The sequence below is a fragment of the Cupriavidus sp. BIS7 genome (assembly GCF_000292345.1).
Classification (GTDB): domain Bacteria; phylum Pseudomonadota; class Gammaproteobacteria; order Burkholderiales; family Burkholderiaceae; genus Cupriavidus.
This window is the reverse complement of the sequence record NZ_ALOU01000009.1, coordinates 88,343-108,470: the sequence shown is the minus strand read 5'-3', so window position 1 is coordinate 108,470 and position 20,128 is coordinate 88,343. Positions and strand designations below refer to the sequence as shown.

Genomic DNA, 20,128 nt, shown 5'->3' with positions numbered 1-20,128 from the left:
GGGTCACCGCTGGCTACCGCATGCGAATGGCATGCGCACGAGGTTGGACGATTCCGGCGCCGGGTTCTGCGGTGGCGGCTGCTGGCCCAGCCAGGCGGCCACTGCCGCGATATCCGAATCGCTCAGGCGCGTGGCAACGCGCTTCATGCAATCTGGTTCGGTCGCATGCCGTTCCCCGACCCGCCACCGTGTCAGCTGCGCGACGATATAGGTCGATCGCACGCCGGCCAGTCCCGGTATGCCGGGCTCCATGCCAGTGAGCGTATTGCCGTGGCAGGCCACGCAGGCTGGCACCCCCTTGCCGGTGTCGCCGCTATTCACCAGCTTCTGCCCGCGTGCCAGCACGGCGGGTTCGGCGGTTACCGGCTCCCTGGCCGCAAACGGCGGCTGCAGTTTCGCGAAGTATTCGGCGATTTCACGCAGGTAGGGGTCTGGCAGGTAGGCGACCAGGTAGTTCATCGGCGGATACCTGCGCGTGCCGTCGCGGAAAGCTACCAACTGGTTGTACAGGTACCCGGCGGGTTTACCCGCGATGCGCGGATAGTAGCCATTGTTCGTGCCTTGCCCGCTCTGGCCGTGGCAGGTCACGCAGCCTTGCACGCGTGCCTCGAGCGAATCCAGTTGCTTGAATGCCGGCACGGCTTCCGACTGCGCCAGCACACACAGCGGCCAGACAAGCAGGGAAGCCAGCACCAAAGCCAGGAGAGGAACCGAGATTCGCTTTCGCATTGGAATGTGACCATCCCCCTTATCGCGATGCGTCGGAGCCAGATGTACGAGGGCGCGTCGGGCGAGGAGCGCCCGCTAAAGCACCTGCTGCTTGTGCCGCGAGCGCCTTGCCCGTGGCTTGGCGCAGTACCTCCAAGCGTAGGAGGTCAGGGTCTGCATTGCAAAGCAATTTGCGCCGCCGGGAAGACTCGTGCCACGCCGGTGATCCCGATCTGGAGGTGCGGTGTTCTCCACCCGCGAGAGGCCAATCCCTGTGATGCGCGATTCCCCCGATCCCTCGTCAAAAGAGAACCTGTACGCGTGGCCCCGCTGCAAGCCTGCGGACTGTGTTTACCCCAACCTGACATCGCGCCACGGTTTCTTGTCAGAAAAGGAAAAGTGCCAGACGCGCACGGGAAAGCGGGGATTTGAGCCAGGTCAGATGATTCACCACACGATTTGACACCCCGCATTCACGATTCTTCTGGAGCTACACCATGCATTTCCTTGACGGCCACCTGTATCCCGAGAACCAGCAGCCGCTGATCATCACCGCCGCCCCTTATGCGCCGGGCTGGATTCCCGAGGACTTCCCGGAGGACATCCCCGTCACCATGGCAGATCAGATCCAGAAGGCCGTGGATTGCTACGAAGCCGGTGCGCGAGTGCTGCATCTGCATGTGCGCGAAGCCAACGGCAAGGGCAGCAAGCGCCTGTCGATGTTCAATGAACTGATCGCCGGGGTGCGTGAAGCCTGCCCCGAGATGGTCATCCAGGTGGGTGGCTCCATCAGCTTCGCGCCCGAAGAAGGGCAAGACGCCAAATGGCTCAGCGATGACACGCGGCACATGCTGGCCGAACTCAATCCGAAGCCGGACCAGGTGACGGTGACCGTCAACACTTCGCAGATGAACGTGACGGAGCACGCTGGTACCGATGACTTCAACGGCGTTTCGCGCGGTTTCCCGGAGTACTACAAGACCTACAAGGACATGGTTGTCCCCTCGAATCCGAGCTGGTACGAGGAACATGTCCGTCGACTGACGGCGGCCGGAATCCAGAGCGAGTTCCAGTGCTACAACATCAATAGCTTCGAGACGATCGAGCGGATGATTCGCCGCGGCGTCTACAAGGGCCCGCTGGTCATGAACTGGGTGGCCATCAGCGGCGGCATGGATCAGGCAAACATCTTCAACCTGGCAAACATGCTGCGTGCCGTGCCTGACGGTGCCGTGGTCACGGTGGAAAGTTCGGTGCTGAACGTGCTGCCTATCAACATGATCGGCATTGCCCTGGGCCTGCATGTCCGCTGCGGTATCGAGGATGTGCTCTGGAACCAGACCCGCACTGGAAAGGCGAGCACCGTCGAGCAGATCAAGCAACTGGTGCGCATTGCTGGCGAGTTTGGCCGCCCGATCGCCACGGCGCAGCAGACGCGAGAGATCCTGAAGCTTGGCGTGTTCTATGACACCGTGGAAGAGACGCTGCAGGCCAATGGCTTCTCGCCGAATCGCAACGGTGGCCACCAGGGCTTCCTGAAGAAGTTCGAGATCACGCGAGGCTGAAGTTAGCCAGCGAAGCCTGGCGCCTCGCCAGGCTGACGGCTGAGCGACCGTCAACAAAACAATTAGATTGGGGAAGACAATGGCATCAAGAATGCAGAAGATGTTGACGGTCGCGCTGGGCGCGGCAGCACTTCTGGGGTTGTGCGCGTCGGGGCCGGTGCGGGCCGAAGACGCATGGCCGTCTCGCCCGATTCAGTTGGTCGTGGCCTCGTCGGCGGGATCGGGAACCGACGCGCTGGCGCGCCTGATGGCACAGCGCCTGTCGGTAGCCTTGAAGCAACCCGTTGTGGTTGACAACCGGCCGGGCGGCAGTGGAGTCGTTGGCGTCAACGCTGTAGTCAAGGCGCCGGCCGACGGGTACACGCTCCTTTACACCACGGCATCGGCCGCGGTTATCTCGCCGGCCGTACTGAAGAACATTCCTTACGATCCGAGGAAGAACCTTGTACCCGTTGCCGAGACCTGCGAGGGTGGCGTGGTACTGCTGGTGAGCAACGATTTGCCGGTGCACAACCTGCCGGAGTTGATCCAGTTGCTGAAGGAAAATCCGGACAAGTACAGCTACGCGACGTGGGCCACGGGATCTTCGGGGCAGCTGATGATGGAATGGCTCAAGAAGAAGACCGGCACGAAGACCGATCACGTGCCCTACCGGACTGCGACCCAGTTGCTGACGGACCTTTCCTCGGGCGTGGTGAAGATCGGCTGGACCGATCCGAGCGCGCCAGTCCCCTTCCTGCGCTCCGGAAAGGTCCGCGCAATTGCCATTGCGGGCAATACGCGCGCACCGCAGTTGCCTGATGTCAAGACGATGGGTGAACAGGGCTACAAGTTCGATGCAGTGGGCTGGTTTGGCATCTTCGCACCGGCGGGAACCAACCCGGCGATCGTGAAGAGGCTGTCCGACGAAATCAACAAAGCCCAGTCGTCGCCCGAACTCGCAGCCGCCATGAAGGCCATGAACTTCGGCGCGCCACCTGTGAAGACCCCGGCGCAGTTTAGCGAGACGGTCAGCCGGGATCTGGAGGTCTGGTCGAAGATCGCCACCGATGCGGGGATCCAGATCGACTAGTCCCCCTGCAGACCTGCAGCAGATTCAAGCTCGATAGACAGGACGAACGCAGACCCTCGCTGGAGGTGCGAGGGGCTGCGTTCGTTCACGGATGTGCGCGGCTGTTTTGCGCAAAAAGGGGGGAATCGAACGTCAGTTTGTCCCCTGGCAACGCTATGACCTCGTGGCCGGGCGTCACAGGGTTATGAAACTAAAACAATGAGGTGGAGGAATCTTGGTGAAACAAACGATTTTTGCTTTGGCAGCGGTTTGTGCGTGCGGTGTGGCGAGCGCGCAATCGAGCGTGACCCTGTACGGCGTGGCCGACGTCAACATCGAGTACGTCAATAAGGTCGGCGCCGCCGTGCCTTCGGCCGCTAACGGCTTCAATCCCGGTGCTGGCCATGGCGTCGTCCGCGAGGACTCCGGCGGCTACTCCGGTTCGCGTTGGGGCCTTCGTGGCACGGAAGACCTCGGCGGCGGGCTGAAGTCGATCTTCGTGCTGGAAAGCGGCTTCGCTCTCGATACCGGCGCTCAGCAGCAAGGTGGCCGTATCTTTGGTCGTCAGGCTTTTGTTGGCCTTGACTCGCAGTATGGCCAGGTCACATTTGGTCGCCAATACCACTCGTTGTTCTCCACGCTGGCCAACTTTATCCCGGCGCGATATGCCACCCAGTATGAGCCGGTCGGCGTGATCGCCGGTGCCAACTTCCGCGAGGACAATACGGTGAAGTACACCGGCGTGTTCGGCGGCCTTACGGCACAGGCCAACATGTCGTTCGGCGTGGGTACGACGCTGCCGCAGGTTACCCCCGGCATGCCGGTTTCGGGTAGCACCGGTGAAGTGCCTGGGCAGTTCCGCCGCGACTCCGCCTATGGCGCAGGCTTGAGCTACCTGAGCGGGCCTTTCGGGGTAGGCGCTGGCTACGACCAGTGGAATCCGACGATCGGCACGGGTAGCGGCACCTTCAAGAAGGCTGCCGTTATGGGCAGCTACGCCATCAATGGCACGGCCAAGGTCATGGGCGGCTATCGCTGGGGCCAGAACAAGGACCAGAACGGCAACCTGATCCTGCGTGACGATTTCTACTGGGTTGGCGGCCAGTATCGGCTGTCTTCCGCACTGGACTTCACGCTCGAGTATGACTACCAGAACGTGAAGAACGTCGGCGGCAATGTCCACGCTGCCAATCCGTGGCAGCTTGCGCTGATTGCCGACTACTCGTTCTCGAAGCGTACCGATGTCTACCTGACGATGGCGTACGCAAAGAATGCTGGCCTGGCCATGGAATCGGCAGCGAGCAACTATGCCACCAGCCTTACGGTCAACAACTACGCGCTGGCCAATGGCCAGAGCTCGATGTTCGGCGCCGCCATAGGTATCCGACACATCTTCTGATGCTGGTGCGGGTAGCGAACCGCAGATGTTGAGCGCGCTACCCGATGAGCCCTGCCGATTCTTGCGGCGGCTCTGAAGATCAATTTGTACAGGCTCCACTGGGAATGCCGTTTCCTCCCCGTCCGGGCGGCACTTTCCTCGGCATTTCCGGCTTCATGGGTTCTACAGGCAGCTCCCTGTAGAACCTTTTTTTTTTCCACGGCCGGCGGAGCGGCGAGCGCGGAGCTCTATTAAGCCGATGCTGCATATCCTATATAGGAGTTATGGATATCCCTAGAAGAAAGTCGTCAAGACAAGCTCTATGCTTCTAACACTTATATAGGAGTTTGGAAGTTAGCGATTCACTTCATGTCGGCTACTAGGGGGTTTGAAAGATGCGTCTGATGACTGAACTTCGCCGCGTTGCCTGCGGCATGGCGATGCTTTGTGCTGGCATGGGCATTGCGCATGCGCAAGAGTTTTCCGGCCGCGTGGTCAATGTGATCATCAATTTCTCGGTGGGCGGGCCCACCGACCTGGAGGGGCGCATTTTTGCGGACAATCTGCCGCGCTTTCTGAAAGGCGTCAGCAGTGTCGTCGTTCGCAACGTTACCGGCGCCGGCGGCCTGATCGGCGTGAACCAACTCGGCGACGTCTCCGAGACGAACAAGCTCAACATCGGTTTCTTTACCTGGGACCCGATGCAGCAGATCCTGCATCATCCGAACCTGCGGGTCCAGTTCAACGACTTCAAGTTCATTGCCGGCATGGAGCAGACCAACCTGCTTTACGTTCGGCGTGACACCGCCCCGGGCATCGCCAAACCTGCCGACATTGCCAAAGTCAATCCGTTCCGCGCCGCCGTACTTTCGAACGGTTCGGACTGGTCTGCGTTGCGCCAGAGTCTGGCCCTTGACCTGCTAGGCGCCAAGTACCGGACCATCACCGGCTACAAGGGGACGCGTGAGGCCGAAGTGGCGATGCTCCAGGGCGACATCCAGTTGGTCAGCAATTCCTTGCCCGGCTATAACTCCTTTGCCAAAAACAGTTTGGTGGGCAGGGGTCTCGCGATTCCGCTCTTCCAGTTCGCGCGCGGCGATGGCAACCGCAGTCCCAACCTGCCCGATGTGCCCACCTTCATGGAGCTTTATCGCGAAATCCACGGCGCCAATGCGAACCCTGGCGGCGCGAAGTGGGAAGCGCTGCAGTACCTGAACAGGATCTCGCGCATGGCGCGGGTGATCTTCATGCCGCCCAATGCCCCCGATGCTGCCGTTGCTGAACTGCGCAGCGCCGTGGAAAGGATGTCGAAGGATCCGCAATTCATGGCGCAGTACGAAAAGGCGGCGCTGGCGCCGGCACATTTCGTCCTGGGTGCCGACGGCGAGCGCGTCATTGGCGAACTGAAGACGTCGCCGCCGGGGATGGAGACCTTCTTCAACCAGTACATCGAGTCGAATGCATCGCACTGAGCGTTGCCAGCGCGGCCAACCGCCGCTGCGTGCACGCGGTAGCCGTGCGCGCACGCAGCGGCGCTGAAAGGAAATGGGTATGGACGGAGACGATACGATGAATTTTGCGTTACCGGAAGAACTGCGCATGCTGAAGGATTCGCTGCGCCGCTTTGTGAATGAGGAGCTCATTCCGGTCGAACTCACCGCTCGCAAGGATGACAAGCTGATTCCCGAACTGCGTGCCCGCGTCGACGCGTTCGGTAAAGAACTGGGACTCGACAAGTTCGATGTGCCCGTCGAGTACGGCGGACTGGGCTTCGGCCTGCTCGCCAAGACCGTCGTGTGGTCGGAACTTGCCCGCACGGTGGCCTTGCCGGTGCGGGCGATCAATCCTTTCGGCGCGACGGTGTACCCCGTGCTCTATGAGCTCGACGCCGCGCAAAAGGAGCGCTTCCTCTTGCCGACACTGCGCGGCGAAATGAAGTGGTGCTTTGCCCAGACCGAGCCCGATGCCGGTTCTGACCCCGGAGGCATGAAGACCACCGCCGTGCGCGACGGCGATCACTACGTGATCAACGGTTTCAAGCGCTTCATCACCGGCGCGGCTGATGCCGATTATGCGCAACTGATGGCCGCGACCGACCGCACCAAGGGCTCGCACGGCGGGATCTCTGCCTTCATCGTCGACATGAAATCTCCCGGGGTCAAACTGCTGCGCGCACAGAAGATGCTGGTCGACGACACGCCTTGGGAAATCGCTTTCGACGATGTCAGAGTGCCGGTGGAAAATCGCATCGGCGCCGAAGGCGAAGGCTTCAAGCACGCACAGAAGGTGCTCACCGTACTTCGCGTGCGTCACGGCGCCAAGGCCTGCGGGGTGATGGAGCGCTGTCTCGAGCTGGCCGCGGGCTACGCGAACGAGCGGGTGACTTTCGGCAAGCCGCTTGCTGAACGGCAAGCCGTGCAATGGTCGATTGCCGATTCCTACCTCGAGTGGCATCAGCTCGAACTGATGGTCAGGCACGCAGCGTGGAAACACGATCGCGGCGAGGACATTCGCACGGAAGCCTACATGGTGAAGAACTTCGGTGACAGCAAATCCTTTGAAGCTGCAGATCGATGCATGCAACTCCACGGCGGTATCGGGCTCTCTACCGAACTGCCGATCGAGAAGTTCTGGCGTGATCAGCGCAGCATGCTGATCACCGATGGGCCGACCGACGTTCTCAAGATCGCCATCGCCCGGCATGCCTTGAATATGTTCGGCTGATTGCACTGGTACGCCAGGGCGCATTGCCGATCCAGGCAATTCATCGCGCCCGAATCTGTTTCCTTCTGGAGAATCCATGAATCCAAGCCGCATCCACGAACTGCTCGATCCATGGCTCGCGAGTGAGCCCGACCGCGAATTCATCTATCTCCCCGATCGCACTGTGACCTATGCCGAGGTCGGCGCGATGGCCAGCGCCCTGGAGGCGGAATTGCTCGCTCTGGGCGTGCGCCCCGGCGATCGGGTGGTGATCGTGACGGAGAACTGCATCGAGCATATCGCCTTGCTGCTCGCTTGCAGTCGCGTCGGCGCCTGGTCATGCGGAGTCAATGCGCGTATGGCCGCCGGCGAAGTCGATGCCTTTGCGCAATTGGTCGATGCGCGGCTGATCTACTTCACGACGGGGGTCTCGGCGGCGGCAACGACCCATGCCGGGCGCCACCAGGCCCACTCATCGACGCTAGACGGACTCATGCACGGCGACGTGCGCCTTGAGTCGGTCGCCGAACAAGGCAGCGAAGCCGAGCGCGTCGCGGCGATCATCTCCACCTCCGGCACCACCGGAAGGCCAAAGGGCGTCATGGTGACCCACGCGGCCGTGCTGCATGCCGCGCGCGTTTCCTGCAAATCCCGCGGCCTCGGGCGCGACGATCGCCTGTGCCTGTTCGTGCCGATGACCCATATCTTTGGCCTCGCCGCCGTGCTGGCCTCGTCGCTCATTTCGGGCGCAACATTGGTCTTGCAGAAGACTTTCTCTGCCGCCGATGTGCTCGACGCACTGGCCCATCAGCGGGTCAGCCAGCTGCAAGGTCCGCCGGCGCTGTATTCGCGCCTTCTTGCCCACCTCGAGACGCATGGCATTGACCGGCCATCAGCGCCGCATCTGCGCTACATCTACACGGGAAGCAGTCCGCTCGATATCGCGCTGAAGGAGCGCGTGGAGGCGTGTTTCGGCCTTCCGCTGCACCACGGTTATGCGAGTTCGGAATCTCCGGTCGGCTGCGCCACCACAAGCAACGTGCGGCGCCAGGACACCGCCGCAGGCTACCTACTGGAAGGCATGTCCATTCGCATCGTGGACACCGACCATCGCGATGTAGCGGTGGGAGAGACCGGGGAGATCTGGCTCGCCGGGCCGTATCTGACACCGGGTTACTTTCGCGATCCCGAGGCTACCCGGCAGGCGTTCCGTCCAGGCGGCTGGTATGCCAGCGGTGACCTTGGGCGGCTGGGCGAGGACGGCGCGCTGTTCATCGTTGGCCGACTGAAGGAGATGATCATCCGCTCCGGCTTCAATGTGTATCCGGCAGAAGTGGAAGCGGTGCTCAATCAGCATCCCAGCGTGCAGCGCTCGGCGGTCGTTGGGCAGCGAGAGTCTGATGGCAACGAGAAGGTGATCGCTTTCCTCGAGCTTCGCGAAGGCATGGGCTTCGATGAGCAAGCACTGCGCGGCTACCTGCGGGAACAACTGGCGCCCTACAAGCAACCGGCACTGTTTCGCGTGCTGCCCTCCATGCCGATGACTGACACCGGCAAGTTGCTCAAACGAAACTTGCTGGCCCACCTCGATGCAGTGGCACAGGGATGACCGGGCTGTTGCCGTCGTGAAATGAACGAAACATCGAAGGAGAAGGAAATGAGTAATGAAGTAGTGAGTTATGAACTCGATGGCGACGTTGCCATGATCGGTCTCAACCGCCCGGAAAAGCGTAATGCCTTCAACGATGTATTGCATAAGCAGTTGCATGCGGCAGTGATGCGCGCGGGTGAAGAGGCCAAATGCGGCGTTCTGTTTGGCCATGGGGAGTGCTTCTGCGCCGGGCTGGATCTCGCCTACGCCGCGTCGATGTGGGAAAGCGAAAAGGATCACAAGCTTCCGTATCCCCGCAATTACGACACCGAGCTGATCGCTCGGGGCAGGATACCCTTCGTCTCTGCCTTGCATGGCGCCACCATCGGTGGCGGCTTCGAGGCCGCGGCCAGCACCCATATTCGGGTCGCCGACGAAACGGCGTTCTTCGCCCTGCCTGAGGGCCAGCGTGGCATCTTCGTCGGCGGCGCGGGCTCGGTGCGGATCAGCCGTCTGATCGGGACCGCCCTCATGACGGATCTGATGCTGACGGGACGCGTGCTGAGCGCCGAGGAGGCGCTGCGCTTCAACGCCGTGCAGTACGTGGTGCCCAAGGGGCAGGCGCTGGACAAGGCGCTCGCATTGGCCCGGCGCATCTGCGCCAACGCGCCGCTGACCAATTTCGCCGTCACCAATGCCTTGCCGCGCATCCGGGATATGTCTTACGACGATGGCATCTTCGTCGAGCGGCTGGTCAGCGAATATACGCTCAGCGCCGAAACGACTGCGCGCCTGAGCGACTTCCTGAACAAGAAGGCGGCGCCCATCAAGGCGCCGGAAGGGGGGGAAGCGCCGTGAAAAGCCTGCGCGAATCGGCGATTGTCGCTTTTGCCGAAACCAAGGCCATGGAGAAAAGCGACCGCGACGTCTGGGAGCTTGATGCCGAGGTCCTCGACGCCTTGCTCGAGCGCAGCGGCATCGAGAAGGCGGAGATCGACGGCCTGGTCATGGCCGGGTTCGGGCTGACAGCGGCGGGTGAGAGCTTCTGGGCACAGGTCACGGCCGATCAGCTTGGCCTGGAACTCGACTACTGCGACCAGGTGCATATCGGCGGCTGTTCAGCCACCGGCAGCGTCGCACGTGCCGCGGCGGCGATCGATGCCGGCCTGTGCACCACGGTCTTGCTGCTGTTCGCCGATACCGGCGTGGCGGAAAACAACCGGGGTGACCGAAGCTTCCGCCGCGAGTGGACCGATCCGTACGGTGTATTCGGCCCCCCCGACGCCTTCGGCCTGCTGACGCGGCGCTACGAGCATCAGTACGGACTTGACTACGAGATGCTGGGCAAGCTCGCGGTCACCCAGCGAGCCCACGCCGTGTTGAACGAGAACGCCTGCGAGAAGCTGCGCAAGCCGATCACGATCGATGACTACCTCAACTCGCGCATGATTGCAGACCCGATACGTCTGCTCGATTGCGTCATGCGCTGCGACGCCGCGTCCGGCCTGCTGATGACCAGCAAGCGACGCGCGAGGGAAAAGGGTATCGACAAGTTCGTCACGCCGATCGGCTACGGGGAGCGGACCAACTTCCAGGGCGGCGAGAATTTCGTCGATGTCACCCGCAGCGGCCACGAGGCTTGCGGCAAGCGCGCCCTTGCCCAGGCAGGGCTCGCGCTCAAGGATGTTGCATCGTTTCATCCCTACGACGACTTCATCATCGCGATCATGCTGCAGCTAGAGGCGTTCGGCTTCTGTGGGCGCGGTCAGGGCGTGCAGTTCATTCGCGAAATGAACTTTGCCTTCGATGGCGATCTTCCCTTGAATACCGGCGGGGGCCAGATCTCGGCGGGGCAAGCGGCATGCTGTTCGCACAACCTGATCGAGGCAGTGAGGCAGTTGATGGGCGAGGGCGGCGCGCGTCAGGTCCGGAATACCGCCAATGCGCTGGTAAGTGGCATCGGCTGGATCAATTACTCGCGCAACTGGGGAACGAGCAGCGCCCTGGTCCTGGCTCCCAACGCTTGATCAATACGCGAGACGACAATGGAAACAGCGACTCCCGATCTTCTCAATGACACTTTTGATGTCAAGCGCGCGATCAAGCCATCCAGCTTCACGCAACCATACTGGGCGGCCACGCGCGAGAAGAAGTTGGTCATCCAGTATTGCCGGGCGACCGGCAAGTATCAGCATTACCCGCGCCCAACCAGCATCTTCACCGGCCGCAAAAGCGATATCGAATGGCGCGAGGTATCGGGTCGCGGCGAAATCTTCTCATGGACCGTGGTGCGGCGCGGCCCCGCGGCTTTTCGAGGACACGAGCCCTATGTGGTTGCGTCGGTGACGCTTGATGTCGGCGTCAATGTGATTGCCAACCTGGTCAATTGTTCGCTGGATGAAATTTCCATCGGCATGAAGGTCGAGCCCTACTGGCTGCCGATAGACGATGGCATGCACCTGCTGATGTTTCAACCGGAGCGGTAGAGGCGGTGGCAGCGGGGTAGAAGAGACGTGGGGCGCTGTCAGCGCCCCACGGTAATGCCGATTGCGGTACTGCTGAGGGTAATACCGATTACGCGGCGGTCTTCCCGCCGTTCACCTGAAGGATCTGGCCCGTGATGTAGCTGGATTGCTCGGACGCCATGAAGACGATCGCATCGGCTACTTCTTCCGGCGTGCCGACGCGTCCGGCCGGGATTGTCGCGGCGACAGCCGCCAGCTGATCCGTGCCGCCGGCAATGCGGCCGAGCATGGCCGTTTCGATCGGGCCCGGTGCCACGGCGTTGACGCGCACATTCGACTTGATGACATCGAGCGCAGCCGACTTGGTCAGACCTTCGATGGCGTGCTTGCTGGCCACGTACATCGGATTGCGCGGATTGCCGCGGCTGCCCATGGTGGAGGAAAGATTGACAATCGCGCCGCGCTTCTGCGCGATCATCGCCTTCAGCTGGTGCTTCATGCAGAGGAACGTGCCAAGGACGTTCGCGTCGAACGTCGTCGTGTATGACTCAACGGTCTGTTCGACGATCGATCCAGGCGTGCCTTCCGTCCCGGCGCTGTTCACCGCGATATCCAGGCTTCCAAAGCGCTCGATCGTATGCGAGACAAGACGGATGACATCGTCTTCACGGCTGACGTCGGCCGCCAGGAAGTCCGCTTCCGCACCCATCTGGCGCAGTTCCGCGACGAGGGCTTCTCCGGCGGCGGCATTCCGCCCGGTGCAAACAAGCCGCGCGCCTTTGGCTGCGAATGCAAGCGCGGTTGCGCGGCCGATGCCAGCGGTCGCGCCGGTAATCAGGACAACAGGATTGGACATGAGAGTTTCCTTCGATGAAAGATGAGAAGCTGGATCGGGATGCGATGGCATCCCGGTCCTTTGGCTGAAGCATGTCGCGGGCCTCGGCAGGCGGGAGATGTTGATGTATCCCCCAACACCGTCGCCGTCAGTCCGGTGTGAAATTGATGGACCGAAGCAGTGCGCCCTGGCGTTCGTACGACTCGTGCGCGTCCTTCAGGAGTTCTTCAGTGGTAGCTGGCGTGCCGGGCTCCATGCCCATTTCCTCCAGCCGTGGCCGCAGCGCGGGCGACTGCGTGACCTTGAGCGTGGCGTCGCGCATCCTGGCGATCACCGCTGGCGGTACGCCAGACGCGGACCAGAGCCCCATCCAGCTCACGTCCTGGAGGTCGGGATATCCCGACTCGGCGAACGTGGGAACGTTGGGCAGTGCCGCCATCCGCTTCGGGGAAGCCACGGCAAAGGCCCGGAGCTTCCCGGACTTGATGAGCGGCATCGAGGTGGCCGGGCCGTCGAACATGAGCGGCACCTGTCCGCCCATCACATCCTGCAGCGCGGCCGGTGAACCCTTGTAGCTCACAGTGCCGGCATCAAGCCCGGCAAGCCGGTTGAACTGCACGCCCATTGTCTGGCCGCGTGTGCCGACACCAAAGTTGGCATAGTCGATCTTGCCGGGCTTCGATTTGACGTACTTGACCAGTTCCGCGAGGTTCTTCGCGGGCAGGCTCGGGTTGCCGACAAGCACGAGGCCATACCGCGTCAGCTGGGCAATCGGGACGATGTCCTTGAACGGGTCGAACGACACCTTGATGGCGTGAGGTACTTCCGCGGCAATTCCCTTCTGGATCAGCAGGAACGTGTAGCCGTCACGCGGCGAAGACAGCATGGTCTGGACGGCGATGGTGCCGCCAGCGCCAGGCTTGTAGTCGACGATGACAGATTGGCCAAGCGGAGCCTGCAACTCACGGGCAATCAGGCGAGCCAGGATATCCGCAGTGCCGCCCGGAGGCGCGCCCACGAGTATCCGCACAGGCTTGGCCGGCCATTCAGCGGCCTGCGCCGCATTCATGGCCGGCACCAGCGCGCCAGCGGCGAGCGCAAGCGCCATGGCCTGGCGAACGACATGGGTGGAGCGTTTCAATGCTGTCTCCTTTTGCGCAACAGGCTGTGCTTGCGGATCAGTAGGGGATATCGCCGATGATGCCGGCGCGCTCCAGCTTGCGCGGTGCCGGAAAGTAGTCGTTGACGGCATAGTGCTGCGTGCTGCGGTTGTCCCAGACCGCGACGTCGCCCTCCTGCCATGCCCAGCGCACCTGGTACTCGGGAATGGTGGCGCGGCTGGTCAGGTAGTTGAGCAACAGCGAGGCGCCGGGCGATTTGTCGATGCCGTAGCGCACGTTGGCCGGCGTGCTGTAGTTCGTGAAGTGCGTCGTGAACGATGCGCCGACGAACAGGATCTTCTCGCCGGTCTCCGGATGGGTACGTACCACCGGATGCTCTGCCGGCGGATGATCCTGGGCCAGCTTCAGGCGGTTCTCCAGCGTCATGACCGCACCGAAGCTCTGCTCGATGCTGGCCCTGGCACGCAGGCCGTCGATCTTCACCTTGATGTCGTCAGGCAGCTCCTCGTACGCCTTCACCATATTGACCCAGATGGTGTCGCCGCCGATCTCGGGGCATTCGATACAGCGCAGCACTGCGCCCATGGGCGGAATCGGACGCCACAGGCCGTCGCTGTGATAGCTGTTCTCGTAGCTGTGCGGGTTGTCGCTACGATAAACCTTCACCAGGCCCGGGTACTCGGGAACACTGCCAGCCACCGGGTGATCTTCGAGCTTGCCAAAGCAGCTTGCGAAAGCGACGTGATCGGCGCGCGTGATCTCCTGCTTGCGAAAGAAGAGCACGCGGTGCTTGAGCAGCGCCGCCTTGATCTCGGCGAAGAGTGCCGGATCGCGCGCGGCGTCGCCAAGGTTGACGCCAGATATCTCGGCCCCAATGGCGGGGGTGATTTGCCTGATCTTCATGACTTTGTCTCCTGCTGTCTGGGGAGTCCGCGGACCGGCCGGCGTGCGGCTCTTGATTTGGGTAGCAATGACTTCCGGTATCACATCATGCTGCCTTGCGATCTTTTCCGCTTTGCCAAGTGCGCCTTGAACTTGGCGAATCGCGACAACGGCGGCTGCTGCGGGATGTACCGCATCACCCACGTACGGAAGGCGCCTCACGAAAAAGGGCGCGGAATGTGGCGTCGCGGGTTACCCCCGCTTGACTTTAGATGACTGCTATTTACCATTAGCTGTCACTTTCTGGTCAGCCCCGATGTCGTCGTTACTTGTCCGTGCCGCAGCGCTCACCAACTACAGCGAGGTCGCTCGTGCCGCCGGGCTGGACCCGGTGCGGATGATGTTTGACGCAGGGATCAGTCCAAGCGTGCTTCGCGAGCCGGATCTCATGATCCCCGTCGAGCGCTACGCGCGCCTGCTGCAGGACTCTGCAACGCGGTCGGGCAACGAGACTTTCGGGTTGAGTATGGCCGAGTCGCGGTTGTTGTCCAATCTTGGGGCAGTGGGCATGCTGATCCGCGACCAGGAAACGCTGCGCGATTCCCTTGTCATGCTGATGCGCTACCAGCCGAAGATGAACGCCGCGCAGTCGCTGGCCATCGAGGAAAGTGGTGGACGTGTCATTATTCGCGAGGCGCTGATTGCCGGTAATGCCAATCAGCCAATGCGCCAAAGGATTGAACTGGCGCTCGGAGTAATGGTGCGGCTGATTCGCCAGCTCATCAGGCCGGACTGGCAGCCGCAGCGCGTATGCTTCGAGCACCCGGCGCCGCGCGACCTTAGCGCGCACCAGCGCTTCTTTGGCCCCCACGTCGAATTCGATTGTGATTTCAACGGCATCGTCTTCGGGAAGGCCGATCTCGATGCGCGCAACCCCTGGGCCGATCCGGCCATGGCGCGCTACGCACAGCAGCTGGTAGACGAGTCAGTTGTCCCGCAGCAGGCAACCATGCTTGAGGACGTGCGGCGCACGATCCTCCTGCTGTTGCCCAGCGGGCGCTGCAGCGTCGAACAGGTTGCCGACACGCTGGGCGTGGTCTGCCGCACGGTCCAGCGCCGGCTGGCGGATCAGGGACAGAGCTTCTCGTCGGTCGTCAACGAGATCCGCATGGAACTGGCGACGCGCTATGTCACCGGGAGCGATCGTCCATTGACCGAGGTGGCGACGCTGCTCGGCTTTTCGGCGCCAAGCGGATTCTCGCGCTGGTATCACGCGCAGTTCGGCTGCAGCCCCAAGGAAAGCCGGACCTCCACCGCAAGTGGCGCCGCCCACCGGCAGAAGGCACCTTCAGGGGCCGGCACGGCATAAGGCATCGGACGCGGCAGCGGCACCGCCGTAGCCTTATTGCGAATGCCGGTCGACCCTCAGGATCGCGCTGGCTGCGTCGACCATGGCCGCCAGGGCAAGCATGGCGATGATCACCGTGCAAGCCTGCGACAGGTGGAACAGCGACAACTCGAAATACAGCATCTGCCCAAGACCACCGGCGCCGACGAAGCCCAGGATTGCCGCCACGCGGATATTGTTCTCCCAGCGGTACAGGATGTAGGCCAGGAACTGGGGCCATACGCAGGGCAGCGTCCCATACACGAAGACAAGCGCGGCAGGGGTGCCCGCATCCGCCAGCGCGCGGGCAGGTGCGCGCGGCGCATTCTCCAGCGCCTCGGCGAACAGGCGGCCGAGCACGCCGGCGGTATGCAATGCCAGGGCCAGGGTGCCGGCAAACGGTCCAAGGCCGACGGCGAGCACGGTCAAGGCAGCCCATACCAGCTCGGGAATCGAGCGCAACAGGTTCAGCAGCAGGCGCGCAAACGCACGCAGCGCATCGCCGTAAAGCCCGGAAGCCGGCAATGCCAGGCCAAAGCCCAGCACCGCCGCACACAGCGTGCCCACGGCGGAGACCGCGAGCGTTTCGAGCATGCCGACAGCGGTTTTTGCCAGGAAAGCGGATGAGAGCTCCGGCGGGAAGAACGTCAGCATGAAGCGCAGCATCCCGGCTGCGGCGTCCATGGAAAAGAGTTGGCCCAGATCGAGCGAAAGATAGGCGAAGCTGCCCGCAATCGCGGCAGCCACCGCGATCAGCGTGAGCAGGCAGCGCATGCAGAATTGGGCCGCCTTAAGGCTGTATGGGTTGTGTGGGTTGTGCGCCATGATCTGGAGTCCCGTTTGCGCTAGTCGATCATCTTGCGCAGCCGCGCGCTGAGCGCATCGGCCAGCAGAACCAGCAGCAGGAACACCAGCAGGATGGTCGCGGCTTCCCCGCCGTTCAGCATTTTCATGGCCTGGTCCATCAACTGCCCAAGCCCGCCCGCGCCGACGAAACCCATGACCACGGAAGCCCTGACCGCACATTCCCAGCGGTAGACGGTGTACGAGACCAGTTCTTGCGCGGCATGGGGAATCAACCCATAGAACAGTGCCGGCAGGCGCCTGCTTCCGCTGGCGAACAGGGCATCCACGGCGCGTCTGTCGCTGGATTCGAGGATCTCCGCGTAGACCTTTGCCAGCATGCCGCCATAGGTGATGGCCAGGGCCAGCACGCCAGCGGCCGGCCCCAGGCCGAGCGCACGCACGAAGACCAGCGCCCACACCAGTTCCGGTACGCCGCGCAGCAACAGCACCACGGCGCGCACGCCAGCGCGCATCGCCATGCGCGGCTTGCGTCCCAGGCCGGGGCCGATGCGCGAAATCGACAGGCTGCCGGTCATGGCCACGGCCAGGGGTGCCGCAATCACGAAGGCGAGCGCAATGCCCGCCGTGGCAATCGCCAGGGTTTCCAGCGTGGCCTTGACCACAAGCCCAAGGAATTCGGCCGAAACCTCGGGGGGAAGAAAGTTGCGCACGAAGGTGCCCACAACCTTGAGGTTCCCGGTATCGAACAAGGCTGAAGGGCGGAACTGGGACAGCTGCAACAACGGCCACAGCAGTAGCAGCGCAAGCACCAGGCCGCTCGCGCGCCGCAGCGCCTGGGGGTCGCGCGGGTGGGCGGTCATCGGCACGCAGACCTGGGCGGGGTGCCGCCAGCGATGATGGTGTCCGTACCTGTCGCGATGCTTATCGGGGTCTGGTTGCCTTGCACCGGCGGTGTGGTGCTTTCGGACGCATAGAGTTCACGCAGCAGTGCGTCGGTTACGCGTTCGGCAGGCAGGTCGAAGGCGATCTCGCCCGCCTTCAGGCCGACGATGCGGGGAAACCAGCGCAGCGCCAGATCGACGGCGTGCAGGCTGGCGACCAGGGGCACCGCGCGTGTATCGGCTTCGCGGCGCAGCTCGCCCAGTGTGAGGTTGGCCAGCACCGGGTCCATTGCCGAGACCGGTTCGTCGGCCAGGATCAGTTCCGGGCGCTGGTAAAGCACGCGGGCAACACCCACGCGCTGCAGCTGGCCGCCCGAGAGCTGGTCGCACCGGTCGAACAGGCGGTCGGCCAGTTCAAGGCGGGCAAGCTGTTCGGCGGCACCATTGATATCCGCCGGATAGACCAGCGACAGCAAGGATTTCCAGCCGGGCCAGACGCCGAGGCGGCCCGCAAGGATGGCGGTGATCACGCGCTGGCGCGGCGGCATCGGCGGCACCTGGTGCACCATGCCGATGCGGCAACGCAATTTCCGCAGGCGTGCCGCCGATAGCGCCCAGGGGCTTTGCTCCAGCACCTCCACACGGCCTTCGGCTGGCCGCAGCGACGTTGCCAGCAGGCGCAGCAGCGAGGTCTTGCCCGCCCCGGACGGACCGATGACGGCAATGCGCTCGCCACGGCTGGCCGCCAGCGTGACCTGGCTGAGCGCACGCTGCCCGTTTGCGTAGCTGATGCTGGCGGCTTCCAGGCGAAAGCTCATCGGACCTGCATCACTGGATCAGGCCCGCGGCACGCGCTGCGGCTTCGATGCCGGCGTAGTTTTCCGGCCGCGTGGGAATGAACTTGGTGGTCCGCTGCAATGCCATGATTTCCCGCTGCTCGGGATTGGCCGGGTCCAGCCGCAGGAACGCTTCGGTCAGCTTCTTGCGCAAGGCCGGATCCATCCCGCCGCGCACGGTCCAGTTGTAGTCGTAAAAGGGCGGGGTGACGGCAAATACCCTGACCTTGCTGGTATCCACCTTATGCTGCTCCACCAGCTTGTCCCACACCGAGGCATTGAGCACGCCGGCGTCGGCCCTGCCGGCCTGCACGAAAGCCACCGTCGCATCGTGGGCGCCCGAATAGGCAACTGTCTTGAAGTCCTTGTCCGGATCGACGCCGGCCTGCAGCAGGAAGTGCCGCGGCATCAGGTGGCCGGACGTCGAGGACGGGGCGCCGAAGACGAAGGTGTGGCCCTTGAGGTCGGCCAGTGACTTGATCGCGCTGTTGGCGGTGATGAACTTGCTGGTGAACGTGGCATCTTCCTGGCGCTGGACGATGGGGATGGTGGCCCCCTTCGTCCGGATCTTGCTCTGCACGTAGGTAAAGCCGCCCAGCCATGCCATGTCGATCTTGCCGGTGGCCAGCGATTCCACCACGGCAGCGTAGTCCGTGACGGGCACGAACTGTACCTTCATTCCGGTTTCCTTCTCCAGGTACTGGCCGAGCGGCGCGAACTTGCGCTGCAGTTCCGTCGGGGATTCGTCGGGAATGGCCGATACCCGCAGCACGGTCTGGGCGGCCTGGGTGGCCTGGGCGGCCTGGGCACTGGCCAGGCTCGCAAAGCCCAGCAGGGCCAGCGCGGCAAAACGCTTAAGCAACGGCAACACGGGCGGCTCCTTCCGACATTTCACCAATCACGGCAGCATCCGCGAAGCCTTCCCGGCGGAAGATTTCCAGGATCTCGTCCACGGCTTCCGGCGCGCACGATACCAGCAGGCCGCCGCTGGTCTGGGGATCGGTCAGCAGCGCCTTCTGGCTGGGCGTGACCGACGCGGACAGGTCCACCTCGCCGCCATAGCTGACCCAGTTGCGTCCCGATGCACCGGTCACCAGTCCTTCGGCGGCCATGCGATCGACACCCGGCAGCAGCGGAATCCGCGCCGTGTCCAGCCGGGCGCCGATGCCCGCGCCGCGGCACAGTTCCAGCAGGTGGCCAAGCAGGCCGAAGCCGGTCACGTCGGTCAGCGCGTGGACACCCGGCACTTCGGCCAGCAGTCGGCCCGGCGTATTGAGTTTGGTGGTGCAGGCAATCAGTTCCTGATAGCCGGCCGCGTCGAGCTTGTCCTTCTTTACCGCGGCGGACAGCACGCCCACGCCCAACGGCTTGCCGAGGATCAGCTTGTCGCCCGCCATGGCGCCGCTGTTCTTCTTGACCCGATCCGGGTGCACCAGACCAAGGACCACCAGCCCGTAGATCGGCTCAAGCGAATCGATGGTGTGGCCGCCCGCGACCGGGATGCCCGCCTGCGCGCAGACCGATTCGCCGCCTTCCAGGATCTTGCCGATGACTGCCGGCGGAAGCTTCTCGATGGGCATGCCAACCAGCGCCAGCGCCATGATCGGGGTTCCCCCCATGGCATAGACGTCGGAGATGGCGTTGGTGGCGGCGATCCGCCCGAAATCGTATGGGTCGTCCACCACCGGCATGAAGAAGTCCGTGGTGGCGATCAGGGCCTGGCTGTCATTGAGCTTGTAGACCGCTGCGTCGTCGCTGGTTTCCTTGCCGACCAGCAGTGCTGGCGGCACAGGGAAGCCGGCCGAATTCCTGAGGATTTCAGAAAGCACACCGGGGGCGATCTTGCACCCGCACCCGCCGCCGTGCGAGAAGGCGGTGAGCTTGATCTTTGCGTTGTCTGGCTGGTCCACTTGCGGGG

At 63.0% G+C, this 20,128-nt stretch carries 19 protein-coding genes; 10 read left to right on the top strand and 9 right to left on the bottom strand.

Going from position 1 to position 20,128, the window contains the following annotated elements:
* Positions 1–3: 3 nt before the first annotated feature.
* Positions 4–729: a c-type cytochrome gene (locus tag B552_RS0103305; RefSeq protein WP_157160165.1), complete on the bottom strand. Its 726-nt coding sequence runs from the start codon at positions 727–729 to the stop codon at positions 4–6.
* 476 nt (positions 730–1,205) lie between these two features.
* Here B552_RS0103305 and B552_RS0103300 point away from each other — a divergent pair, with 476 nt between their 5' ends.
* From B552_RS0103300 to B552_RS0103260, 9 genes are all read left to right on the top strand, one after another.
* Positions 1,206–2,273, top strand: a complete 1,068-nt coding sequence (locus B552_RS0103300) for a 3-keto-5-aminohexanoate cleavage protein (RefSeq protein ID WP_019447577.1) — start codon at positions 1,206–1,208, stop codon at positions 2,271–2,273.
* Positions 2,274–2,352: 79 nt separating this feature from the next.
* Positions 2,353–3,345, top strand: coding sequence for a tripartite tricarboxylate transporter substrate binding protein (locus B552_RS0103295; RefSeq protein ID WP_026035266.1), 993 nt, complete (start codon positions 2,353–2,355; stop codon positions 3,343–3,345).
* Positions 3,346–3,562: 217 nt separating this feature from the next.
* Positions 3,563–4,723 (top strand): porin, encoded by a 1,161-nt coding sequence (locus B552_RS0103290; RefSeq protein WP_026035265.1) that lies wholly within the window; start codon positions 3,563–3,565, stop codon positions 4,721–4,723.
* Between the two features lie 383 nt (positions 4,724–5,106).
* Entirely contained in the window at positions 5,107–6,174 is a 1,068-nt protein-coding gene (locus B552_RS0103285; RefSeq protein WP_237718153.1) for a hypothetical protein, read from the top strand.
* Between the two features lie 79 nt (positions 6,175–6,253).
* Complete coding sequence (locus B552_RS0103280) at positions 6,254–7,426, top strand: acyl-CoA dehydrogenase family protein (RefSeq protein WP_019447573.1); 1,173 nt, start codon at positions 6,254–6,256, stop codon at positions 7,424–7,426.
* A 76-nt stretch (positions 7,427–7,502) separates the two neighbouring features.
* Positions 7,503–9,014 carry a class I adenylate-forming enzyme family protein gene (locus tag B552_RS0103275; RefSeq protein ID WP_019447572.1) on the top strand — a complete coding sequence of 504 codons (1,512 nt, stop codon included), beginning with the start codon at positions 7,503–7,505 and terminating at the stop codon, positions 9,012–9,014.
* 48 nt (positions 9,015–9,062) lie between these two features.
* A complete protein-coding gene (locus B552_RS0103270) occupies positions 9,063–9,854 on the top strand; it encodes a crotonase/enoyl-CoA hydratase family protein (RefSeq protein ID WP_026035264.1) in 792 nt (263 codons plus the stop codon).
* Entirely contained in the window at positions 9,851–11,023 is a 1,173-nt protein-coding gene (locus B552_RS0103265; RefSeq protein ID WP_019447570.1) for a thiolase family protein, read from the top strand. The genes B552_RS0103270 and B552_RS0103265 overlap by 4 nt, the downstream gene beginning before the upstream one ends.
* An 18-nt stretch (positions 11,024–11,041) precedes the next feature.
* Positions 11,042–11,482 (top strand): Zn-ribbon domain-containing OB-fold protein, encoded by a 441-nt coding sequence (locus B552_RS0103260; protein ID WP_019447569.1) that lies wholly within the window; start codon positions 11,042–11,044, stop codon positions 11,480–11,482.
* An 88-nt stretch (positions 11,483–11,570) separates the two neighbouring features.
* Here B552_RS0103260 and B552_RS0103255 read toward each other — a convergent pair whose 3' ends face one another.
* The 3 genes from B552_RS0103255 to B552_RS0103245 form a co-directional block, all read right to left on the bottom strand.
* Complete coding sequence (locus B552_RS0103255; RefSeq protein WP_019447568.1) at positions 11,571–12,317, bottom strand: SDR family oxidoreductase; 747 nt, start codon at positions 12,315–12,317, stop codon at positions 11,571–11,573.
* Between the two features lie 127 nt (positions 12,318–12,444).
* The gene (locus tag B552_RS0103250; protein ID WP_019447567.1) at positions 12,445–13,404 is read right to left on the bottom strand and encodes a tripartite tricarboxylate transporter substrate binding protein; all 960 of its coding nucleotides are present in this window, start codon (positions 13,402–13,404) and stop codon (positions 12,445–12,447) included.
* A gap of 70 nt (positions 13,405–13,474) precedes the next feature.
* Positions 13,475–14,320 (bottom strand): TauD/TfdA family dioxygenase, encoded by an 846-nt coding sequence (locus tag B552_RS0103245; protein ID WP_019447566.1) that lies wholly within the window; start codon positions 14,318–14,320, stop codon positions 13,475–13,477.
* 295 nt (positions 14,321–14,615) lie between these two features.
* Between B552_RS0103245 and B552_RS0103240 the strand changes: the two genes are divergently transcribed.
* Positions 14,616–15,668, top strand: a complete 1,053-nt coding sequence (locus B552_RS0103240) for an AraC family transcriptional regulator (RefSeq protein ID WP_019447565.1) — start codon at positions 14,616–14,618, stop codon at positions 15,666–15,668.
* A gap of 33 nt (positions 15,669–15,701) precedes the next feature.
* On the opposite strand, the gene phnE is transcribed toward B552_RS0103240, so the two are convergent.
* From phnE to selD, 5 genes are read right to left on the bottom strand one after another with little or no spacing between them, the layout of a single operon-like run.
* The gene (phnE, locus tag B552_RS0103235) at positions 15,702–16,511 is read right to left on the bottom strand and encodes a phosphonate ABC transporter, permease protein PhnE (RefSeq protein WP_019447564.1); all 810 of its coding nucleotides are present in this window, start codon (positions 16,509–16,511) and stop codon (positions 15,702–15,704) included.
* Between the two features lie 20 nt (positions 16,512–16,531).
* Positions 16,532–17,353, bottom strand: a complete 822-nt coding sequence (locus B552_RS0103230; protein ID WP_019447563.1) for an ABC transporter permease subunit — start codon at positions 17,351–17,353, stop codon at positions 16,532–16,534.
* Entirely contained in the window at positions 17,350–18,192 is an 843-nt protein-coding gene (locus B552_RS0103225; protein WP_019447562.1) for an ATP-binding cassette domain-containing protein, read from the bottom strand. The genes B552_RS0103230 and B552_RS0103225 overlap by 4 nt, the downstream gene beginning before the upstream one ends.
* A gap of 10 nt (positions 18,193–18,202) precedes the next feature.
* A complete protein-coding gene (locus tag B552_RS0103220) occupies positions 18,203–19,081 on the bottom strand; it encodes a putative selenate ABC transporter substrate-binding protein (protein WP_019447561.1) in 879 nt (292 codons plus the stop codon).
* Positions 19,065–20,120 carry a selenide, water dikinase SelD gene (gene selD, locus B552_RS0103215; RefSeq protein ID WP_019447560.1) on the bottom strand — a complete coding sequence of 352 codons (1,056 nt, stop codon included), beginning with the start codon at positions 20,118–20,120 and terminating at the stop codon, positions 19,065–19,067. The genes B552_RS0103220 and selD overlap by 17 nt, the downstream gene beginning before the upstream one ends.
* Positions 20,121–20,128 lie beyond the last annotated feature (8 nt).